The sequence below is a fragment of the Sphingomonas sp. CCH5-D11 genome (assembly GCF_001557395.1).
In the GTDB taxonomy this organism is placed as follows: domain Bacteria; phylum Pseudomonadota; class Alphaproteobacteria; order Sphingomonadales; family Sphingomonadaceae; genus Sphingomonas.
Genome location: NZ_LSKH01000291.1, coordinates 1 through 8,838, shown reverse-complemented (window position 1 = coordinate 8,838; position 8,838 = coordinate 1). Strand labels below are relative to the sequence as shown.

At 69.0% G+C, this 8,838-nt stretch carries 9 protein-coding genes; 3 read left to right on the top strand and 6 right to left on the bottom strand.

Features of this window, described 5'->3' with window-relative positions:
- Positions 1–1,323: 3-isopropylmalate dehydratase large subunit (gene leuC, locus AX702_RS17850; protein ID WP_066781801.1), on the bottom strand; the 1,323-nt coding region annotated here is incomplete at its 3' end.
- Positions 1,324–1,326: 3 nt separating this feature from the next.
- Positions 1,327–2,505 carry a CaiB/BaiF CoA transferase family protein gene (locus AX702_RS17845; RefSeq protein ID WP_066781800.1) on the bottom strand — a complete coding sequence of 393 codons (1,179 nt, stop codon included), beginning with the start codon at positions 2,503–2,505 and terminating at the stop codon, positions 1,327–1,329.
- Between the two features lie 225 nt (positions 2,506–2,730).
- Here AX702_RS17845 and AX702_RS17840 point away from each other — a divergent pair, with 225 nt between their 5' ends.
- Complete coding sequence (locus tag AX702_RS17840) at positions 2,731–3,696, top strand: hypothetical protein (RefSeq protein WP_156455580.1); 966 nt, start codon at positions 2,731–2,733, stop codon at positions 3,694–3,696.
- A 327-nt stretch (positions 3,697–4,023) separates the two neighbouring features.
- Here the strand turns inward: AX702_RS17840 and AX702_RS17835 are convergent, their stop codons facing one another.
- The 3 genes from AX702_RS17835 to AX702_RS21795 form a co-directional block, all read right to left on the bottom strand.
- Positions 4,024–4,527 carry a MarR family winged helix-turn-helix transcriptional regulator gene (locus AX702_RS17835; protein ID WP_231731932.1) on the bottom strand — a complete coding sequence of 168 codons (504 nt, stop codon included), beginning with the start codon at positions 4,525–4,527 and terminating at the stop codon, positions 4,024–4,026.
- A 238-nt stretch (positions 4,528–4,765) separates the two neighbouring features.
- Positions 4,766–5,215 carry a hypothetical protein gene (locus AX702_RS17830; protein ID WP_156455579.1) on the bottom strand — a complete coding sequence of 150 codons (450 nt, stop codon included), beginning with the start codon at positions 5,213–5,215 and terminating at the stop codon, positions 4,766–4,768.
- A gap of 117 nt (positions 5,216–5,332) precedes the next feature.
- Complete coding sequence (locus tag AX702_RS21795) at positions 5,333–5,506, bottom strand: DUF465 domain-containing protein (RefSeq protein WP_082746346.1); 174 nt, start codon at positions 5,504–5,506, stop codon at positions 5,333–5,335.
- A 311-nt stretch (positions 5,507–5,817) separates the two neighbouring features.
- Here AX702_RS21795 and AX702_RS17825 point away from each other — a divergent pair, with 311 nt between their 5' ends.
- Positions 5,818–7,296, top strand: a complete 1,479-nt coding sequence (locus tag AX702_RS17825; RefSeq protein WP_066781796.1) for a protein adenylyltransferase SelO — start codon at positions 5,818–5,820, stop codon at positions 7,294–7,296.
- A gap of 455 nt (positions 7,297–7,751) precedes the next feature.
- Here the strand turns inward: AX702_RS17825 and AX702_RS17820 are convergent, their stop codons facing one another.
- Complete coding sequence (locus tag AX702_RS17820; protein WP_066781795.1) at positions 7,752–8,219, bottom strand: Lrp/AsnC family transcriptional regulator; 468 nt, start codon at positions 8,217–8,219, stop codon at positions 7,752–7,754.
- 106 nt (positions 8,220–8,325) lie between these two features.
- Between AX702_RS17820 and AX702_RS17815 the strand changes: the two genes are divergently transcribed.
- The coding region (locus AX702_RS17815) for a DMT family transporter (protein WP_156455578.1) at positions 8,326–8,838 on the top strand (513 nt) is incomplete at its 3' end.

The window sequence follows — 8,838 nt, the reverse complement described above, 5'->3', positions numbered from 1 at the left end:
CCCGCCGGTGCCCTGGCGGTTCTCGAAATTTCGGTTGGACGTCGCGGCGCAGCGTTCGCCCGGCGCCAGTCGATCGGGGTTCATCCCGACGCACATGGAGCAGCCGGGCTGGCGCCAGTCGAAGCCGGCGGCGACAAGGGTGGCGGCGACTCCTTCCGCCTCCGCCTGGGCGCGCACCAGGCCCGAGCCGGGCACCACCATGGCGGAAACGCCTGGCGCGACATGCCGGCCGCGCACGATGGCGGCGGCGGCGCGCAGATCCTCGATCCGGCTGTTGGTGCACGAACCGATGAAGACGCGGTCGATCGGCAGGCCCGCGATCGGCTGGCCGGGGCGAAGATCCATATAGGCCAGCGCACGCTCCTGCGCCCGCCGCGCCGCGCCGTCCGCTACCAGCGCGGGATCGGGCACCCGGCCGCCGACCGGCACCACCTGCGCCGGGGTGGTGCCCCAGGAGATCATGGGCGCAAGATCCCCCGCGTCGAGCGTCACCTCGCGGTCGAACACCGCATCCGCGTCGCTCGCCAGCGTCGCCCAGGCCGCCCGGCGACGGGGCCAGTCCGGCGCACCGCCGATGCGCGGTTCGAGATAGGCGACCGTCACTGCATCGGGCGCGATCAGGGCGGAGCGCGCGCCCATCTCGATGGCAAGGTTGCACAGCGTCATGCGCCCCTCCATCGACAAAGCGCGGACCGCCGGGCCGGCGAATTCGATGACATGATCGATCGCGCCATCCACGCCGATCGCCGCCAGCACGCCCAGCGCCACGTCCTTGGCCGACACGAGGGGGGCGAGCGCGCCGGTGATGGTGACGCGCATGGCCGGCGGCTTGCGCAGCCGCAGCGTCTGGGTGGCGAGGACATGTTCGATCTGCGACGTGCCGATGCCGAAGGCGAGCGCCCCGAATGCGCCATGGGTGGAGGTGTGGCTGTCGCCGCAGACGATGGTGGAGCCGGGCAAGGTGCGGCCCTGTTCGGGCGCGACGACATGAACGATGCCGTTGCGCGGATCGCCCATCGCGAACCGCTCGATCCCGTGGCATTCGCTATTCTCGACCAACCGGCCGAGCTGCGCCCGCGCCTCCGGATCGGCGACGGCCGCGATGCCGCGCTCCTGCCCCTCGGTCGGGACATTGTGATCGAACAGCGCCAGCGTGCGCGCCGGCGCCCGCACCGCCCGCCCGGCCGCGTGAAGCCCGGCAAACGCCTGCGGCGAGGTGACTTCGTGCAGCAGGTGGAGATCGACGTAGAGCAGCGCCTCCCCGCCGTCCTGCGCGACGAGATGGCTGTCCCAGATACGATCAAGGAGCGTGCGGCCGGCCACCGACTAGATGATGCCGCGGGCGCGCAGATCGGCGATGGTGGCGGCGTCATAGCCCGCCTCCGCCAGCAGCGCCGCGCTGTCCTTGCCCACCGTGGCCGGCGCCGCGCGGGCGATGCCGCCGGGCGTGCGCGACAGGCGCGGAAAGACGCCTTGCATCGGCAGCGCGCCGTGCCGCTCCGTTTCCACCTCCACCAGCGCCTCGCGGGCGCGGAAATGCGGATCGGCCAGCATGTCGCGCGCGGCGAACATGCGACCGGCGGGCACGGCATGATCCGCCATCAGCGCCTCCAGCGCCGCCACGTCATAGCCGCGCGACCAATCCGCGATCATCGCGTCCAGCACATCCTGATGCTGGCCGCGCGCGACATGGGTGGCATAAAGCGGATCGTCCGCCAGTTCGGGCCGGCCCATGGCGGCGGCAAGGCGGCGGAAGATGGCGTCCTGATTGGCCGCGATCAGCAGCTCGCCGTCGCGGCAGGGATAGACGTTGGAGGGCGCAATCCCCTTCAGCACCGATCCGCTGCGCGCGCGCACATGGCCGGCGGCGGCATATTCGGGCACCAGCCCTTCCATCACCTGAAGCACCGATTCAAACAGGCTGACATCGACGATCTGGCCCTGGCCGCTGGTTTGCCGTTCATGCAGCGCGGCGAGCGCGCCAAGGCAGCCATAGGTGCCCGCCAGGCTATCCCCGATCGACACGCCAAGCCGCGAGGGCGGCCGATCGGGCGAGCCGACCAGCGCGCGCCAGCCGCCCATCGCCTCCCCGATGCCGCCAAAGCCGGCGCGATCCGAATAGGGGCCCGTCTGGCCATAACCGGACACGCGCACCACGATCAGCCGGGGGTTGGCCGCGCACAGATCGGCGGGCGCGAGATTCCATTTTTCGAGAGTGCCGGGGCGGAAATTCTCCACCAGCACATCCGCCCCGGCGATCAGGCGGCGGGCGATCTCCTGCCCCTCCGGCGTGCGCAGATCGGCAGCGACCGAGCGCTTGTTGCGGGCGATCACTTCCCACCACACCGGCGGATCGCCCGCGCCCCATTGGCGCATCGGATCGCCCGATCCCGGCGGTTCGATCTTCACCACGGTGGCACCCATGTCGCCAAACAATTGCGCGCAAAAGGGACCGGCGATCAGCTGTCCCAGCTCGACGACTCGGATATCGGAAAGTGGCCCCATCAACGCATTCCCCCGGAAGCTTAGATAGCTAAGCTATCCCGCGCGTGGCGCTGCCACAAGCCCTTGGGCGGCGCAACCTGTCAGGCGTGTCGGGGCCGCGTCGGCGAATGGCGCGCATGGGAGCGTGGCGGGGCCGTGGCGAAGCAGGGTGACCCTGTCGCCCGCATTGAGCGATCGCGCGCATTAGGGCATCACGATATGGCGCAACAATCAGGGCGAACGGACATGCGGCATGTGCGTCTGGCAAAAGCTCGAAGCGGTAGCCTGCTGCTCACATTGCCATTGCTGCTGCCATCGCTGATCGCGGCGGCACCCGTTCTGGCGCAGGACAAGGCAGCCGCCAACACGACAGCGGCATCGGGCGATGTCGTCGTGGTCGGCGCCCGGATGAAGGAGCGACGCGAGCGGGCGAGAGCGTTCGTCCACGCCACCGGGATCGCGCGTGGCCAGCAGCCCGCCGCGCGCTGGATCGTCCCGCTCTGCCCCAAGATCGTCGGTGTCGCGCCGGAAACCGCCGCGATCGTTCACCAGCGCATCAGCATGTTGGCGCGCGAGGTGGGCGCTTTGCTGGCGCCTGCCCCCTGCACCGCCAATGCGATCGTCACCTTTACCGATGATGCGCCCGGGCTGACACGCCGCGTGATGGCGCGCGCGCCCGATCAGTTCCGGGACGTGCCGCCGCCGTGGCGCGACGCGCTGTCGGGCGGTGATGCGCCGGTCCGCTGGTGGCATGTCATCAAGACAGGCGACGCCGATGGCGTGCCGCCCGTGTCGCTGCAGCCGGTGTTCGTTCAGGTGGCCGGCGGGATCGGCGGCGGTGGCCTGCCGATGGGCGAAGGCGGCGTGCAGCAGCGATACAAGGAAGGCGCGATCTCCTCGCAGGCGACACGCGCGATCATCGGCGCATCGGTGGTGATCGACGTGAACCGCATCGGGCAGCGCAACGATGCGCACGCGCTGGGCGATTACGCCGCGCTTGTCGCGCTGGCCGAGTTCCGCCCCGCGACGCCGCCGCCGCCCGATTCGATCCTGGGGCTGTTCGAGGAGACGGCGCCGCCGGCGACGGCGACGCCGAGCGATGTCGCGCTGCTGAAGCAGCTCTACGCGATCCCGCTGGACCGGGAGGCGAAGGCGCATCGGCGGCTGCTGGCCAAGGCGCTGGTCGGCGCGCAGGGACGACGCGGGCGTTAGGGTTTGATCCAGGCTCGTGGAAGCACCTCCCTGGTGAAGCTCGGGGCCAGGTGGGAGAGCGTTGGTAGAATGCGGTGTGCCTGACAGCTTTGTCGCGCAACTGGGCCCCGGCCTTCGCCGGGGAGGCGTTAATCTGCGTGGATCAAACCCCAGCTTTGTTCCTGGCGTTGCGCCGGGCTGATGGCACCACAGGTGGCGCGTCATCTCGGTTCTGGATTGCGCGGCTGCGCGTGCCGGCTGGGCCCGCTTTTCGCCGAGGAGCTGGCTTGAAGACGGGGATCCGATAAAGCATCGCCCCGGCGGCGGGCGACCTCTGCCCGCTGCCGATCAGGCGCGCACGTCGGTGACGGTGGGGAGCTTGCGGGCTTCTTCGGCGAGGTTGCCGATCACCTGGCGCAGCAGGCGTTGCAGCGTCTCGACTTCCTCGTCGCTCATGCCCGCGGTCGCGATGGCGTGTACCTCCGCGTTCAGCGGGGCGAGCTTTTCCTCCAGCGAACGGGCGAAGGGCGTGAGGTGGATGTAGATCTTGCGCCGGTCGATCTCGCTCTTTTCGCGGCGGACGAGGCCGGCGGCCTCCAGCCCCTTCAGCGCGACCACCGTGGTCGGCTCGCGCATGCCGACCCGCTCGCTCAGCTCGCGCTGGGTGATGCCGTCGGCGATCCACAATTGCCGCAGGAAGCGCCACTGGCCGGCGGAAATGTCATGCTGCAGGGTGTATTTCTCGAGCACGCGCGAGAAATTGCGAAATACCAGCCGCGTCAGATAGCCGATGCTGTTTTCCGGGCTGCGATAATAATCCGCTGGCTTTCTGACCATCCGGGCTTGGGGCAAAAGCGGGTCTCCTCTGGTGCCGGCGCTTGCGACCCTAGCAGCGGCAGGCGCGCGGGCAAGCGGCGGGCATCACCTATCGATGTGCGTCGCGCGGGAGGGGGGCCAGCCCCGCCCCCCGGCCGCCGCCGCCGCGCGCCGCAGGGGAGAAGCGCATCGGCGGCGGGATCAGCCAGGAAGCGGGGGGCCCATGCCGCGGCGCGCCGGGAAGGGGGCGGCGCGCGCCGCGGCGGGAGCGGGATCAGTTGCCAGGCGCGCCCTGCGCCAGCCGGTCGAGGTCGGCGAGCAGCACGCCGCGATCGGCCGCCGCCGCGCTGGCGAGATGACGGCTGGCATCGCCCAGGCGGCTGGCGACGTCACGCGCGATCGCGGCGCGATTGGCGCTGCACCAGCCCGGCCGGCTGCCGCTGGCGACATTGTCCTGAACGAAGCTGCGCGCGGCCAGCGTGCCGGCGGCGGTGGTGGCGGTGCGGTTCACCTCCATGCTGGCGGTCCACATGCAGCGCAGCGTCGATGGCCGGCCGCCCGGCGCGGCCGATCCGACCTGGCGGTGGCGTACGTCGATCTCGCCGCGATACTCCGCCGCCGCAGCGCCCGCCGGATGCGCGACGGACACGCTGTGCGCGGCGGGCTGCGCGGGAGCGGCGGGAGCGGCCGCCAGGGCCATGGCGAGCGTGGGAATAAGGGTCATGATGTTCCTGCCTGTTCGATGCACGCACGGCCGCGCGGGGAGCTTGCCCGGGCGGCGGACAGGTCCGCGCCTCGCGGCCGTGCGTTGATGATGGAATGATGATGCGGGCGGCGGGGCTCAGCCCGCCTGCGGCTGCCATGTCAGGCCGTGCAGCCTGTCCTTGACGCGCAGGCGCAATGTCCTGAGCCGCAGCAGGCGCAAACTATCCGGCACGCGGCGCTTCAGCTCGGTGCGGATCTGCTCATCCAGCCGCTCGTGCAGGCGGGTCAGATTGTAACGAAGAAAACTCAACGCCTCTCTCCAATCAATGATTGAACGATCGGATCAGCGCAGATGTGAAACGGCAGACAGCCAGGCCTACATCGAGCTAACCCGATGCGGTCCGACATCACGCTCGTCCTGAGACGAGCGCCAGAGGGGCCCGGTCCGCAGCCTCGAGATGGGGGCGCAGCCACATTGATCAAGAGGCCTTGGATCGCACAACGGCGAAAAGTTTCCGGCGGCGGATCGCGCCTTGCGCGCGGAGGGCCGGTGATCCACCATCGCGCGGCGCTCTTTGGAGCGACACGCAACTTTGCGGGGAGGCGGGCGGTTCCAGCCGGATGGCCATTGCGTTCGACAACAGCTACGCCCGCCTGCCGGCGCGCTTCTTTGCCGCGGTTCGCCCGCTGGAAAGCCCCTCCCCCACCCTGATCGCGGCGAATGACGTGCTGGCGGCGGATCTCGGGATCGACCCCGATTGGCTGCACAGCCCGGCGGGGCTGGACGTGATCTCCGGCCGCGCCATCGCCAACGGATCGGAGCCGATCGCCCAGGCCTATGCCGGGCATCAGTTCGGCAATTTCCAGCCGCAACTGGGCGACGGCCGCGCGGTGCTGCTGGGCGAGGTGATCGACCGCGCGGGCAAGCGCCGCGACATCCAGCTAAAGGGTTCCGGCACCACGCCTTTTTCTCGATCGGGGGACGGGCGCGCGGCGCTTGGCCCGGTGCTGCGCGAATATCTGGTCAGCGAATATATGGCCGCGCTCGGCATCCCCACCACCCGCGCGCTGGCGGCGGTGACGACGGGCGACGCGATCATGCGCGAGGAGTTCCTCCCGGGCGCGATGCTGACCCGCGTCGCCGCCAGCCACATCCGCGTCGGCACCTTTCAGTTCTTCGCCGCGCGCGGCGATGTGGAGGGGCTTCGGCTGCTGGCCGACCATGTCATCGCGCGCCACTATCCCGCTGCAAAGACGGCACAAAATCCCTATCGCGCGCTGATGGACGCGGTGATCGCGGCGCAGGCGGCGCTGGTCGCCAAGTGGCTGAACGTCGGCTTCATCCATGGCGTGATGAACACCGACAACATGGCCGTATCGGGCGAAACGATCGACTATGGCCCCTGCGCCTTCATGGATCATTATGATCCGGCGACGAAATTCAGCTCCATCGACCGGGCGGGCCGCTACGCCTTCGGCAACCAGCCGCGCATCGCCTTGTGGAACCTGACCCGCTTCGCCGAGACGCTGCTGCCGCTGTTCGAGGGCGACGAGGAAGCGGTGGTGGCGGAGGCGCAAACGGCCTTGTCCGCCTTCCCGCCGGCCTTCGAGCTGGCCTATTTCGGCGGTCTTTCGGCCAAGATCGGCCTGCCTTCGGCCAGCGCGGAGGCGGCGGCGCAAAACCGCGAACTGATCGAGGCGCTGCTGGTGCGGATGACGGAAAATCAGGTCGACTTCACCCTGTTCTTTCGCCTGCTGGCCAAAGCGGTGACGGGCGAGGACGAGCCGGTGCGCGCGCTGTTCGTCGATCCCACCGCCTTCGATGACTGGGCGCGCGACTGGCGCCAGCGGCTGGCGGCGGACGGGCAGGATGCCGCCGCCCGGCGCGCCGCGATGGAGCGGGTGAACCCGGCGTTCATTCCGCGCAACCACCAGGTCGAGGCGATGATCGCCGCCGCCGTCCAGCGCGAGGATTTCGCACCGTTCCACCGGATGATGGACGTGCTGTCGCGGCCCTTCACCGACCAGCCGGATGCGGCCGACCTCGCCCAGCCCCCCGAACCGCACGAGCGCGTCGCCGCCACCTTCTGCGGCACGTGAACGGGCGCGCCGCGCGTCTGCCTTGTGGCGGTGCGGGAGGCTGGCGGCACGTGCCCGGGCGGGCCCGGTGCGAACGGGGGAGAGGCGCGGATCGGTCGCGATGCGCTCCGGCGCCGCGGCCGTTGAGCAGGCGCTGACGGCGCGACGCGGCGGCGATCACCCGGCTTTGGTGCGAGCCCGCTCAGACGCTCGCTTGGTCATGCCGGGCCGGCGCCGGCATCGACCGCGCCGCACACTTTCACGCCGCCCGGTTCGCGGAACACTGGATCCCGGCACAAGGCCGGGATGACGCGGTGGGTTTGCGCAGGTCTCGCCCTTGCCGGTCGGCTTTCAGGAGATGGTTTGGCGATCGTGGACGACCGGCAAGGGTGGGAAGCGGACGATCGCTTCCGAACCGCAGACAATGACAGCTGCCGACGCCACAAAGATCGGTATTCCAGGGCCGACACGACACCTTAGATCGGTAAGCTCATGCCTGTCTTGACACGATCAAGGACGACGATGGTGCGGTAGGATCGCACCAGTTCGTTATCAGCAAACAGGCGAGCGGTGCGCGCCTCATAATCCTCCATGGTTGGCACCAGAAGAATTAGGATGAACCCAGCTGTCCCCGTGACGCAGTAGCATTGCTGCACCTCCGTCGCATCGCGGAAAAAACGTTTTACCTCCGCAACGGTTGTTGAGCGATCGTCCCGCAGCGTCGCCTCCACGATAACGGTGATCGACAGACCGACCGCTGCGGAATCCACCACGGCGACGGTGCCGCGAATGATCCCGTCTCGCTCCAACCTTGCGATCCTCCGCTGAACCGCAGGAGGGGACAGATGGACCGCTTCGGCAATCTCCCGCTGCGGGCGCCCGGCATCCTCCTGAAGCAATCGCAGGATGGCACGATCACGATCATCGAGCTTGGTAGCGATCATTGCGTCCTTCTTTCGATTAGCGAGCAAAACCCTCGGACGTTCTGCCGTCTTTCCACGCATCGATCACCTTAGGCGAGTTAAACATGCGTGGCTAAGTGAGGTGAGCATGAATCAGCGCAAGTCTATCGACGGGAAGGCGACCGTCACCATGACCATGTTATGTGCGATCTGGGGCACGCAGCAGGTAGCCATAAAGCTCGCCGCCCCCTTCATGGCGCCCATGTTCCAGGTGGGGCTGCGATCGGCCATCGCGGCAGCGGTGGTTCTGTGCGTCATTCTGCTGCGCCGCGAACAACGGGCGCTTGGCGGGGGCATCTGGCGATCCGGGCTGGCGGTCGGCGTGTTGTTCGCGCTGGAGTTCATGCTGTTTGCCGAAGGTCTGGTGTTCACCAGCGCCTCGCACATGTCGATCTTCCTCTATACGGCGCCCGTGTTCGCCGCGCTTGGCCTCCACCTGTTTGTGGAAGAAGAGCGACTGACGCCAATCCAGTGGCTTGGGATCGCCATCGCCTTTGCGGGCATTGTCATCACCTTCTCCGGCCGCGGCGATGGGGGCGGAGGCGACCGCGCTTGGTTCGGGGATCTCCTGGGGATCGGGGCGGGCGCAGCGTGGGGCGCG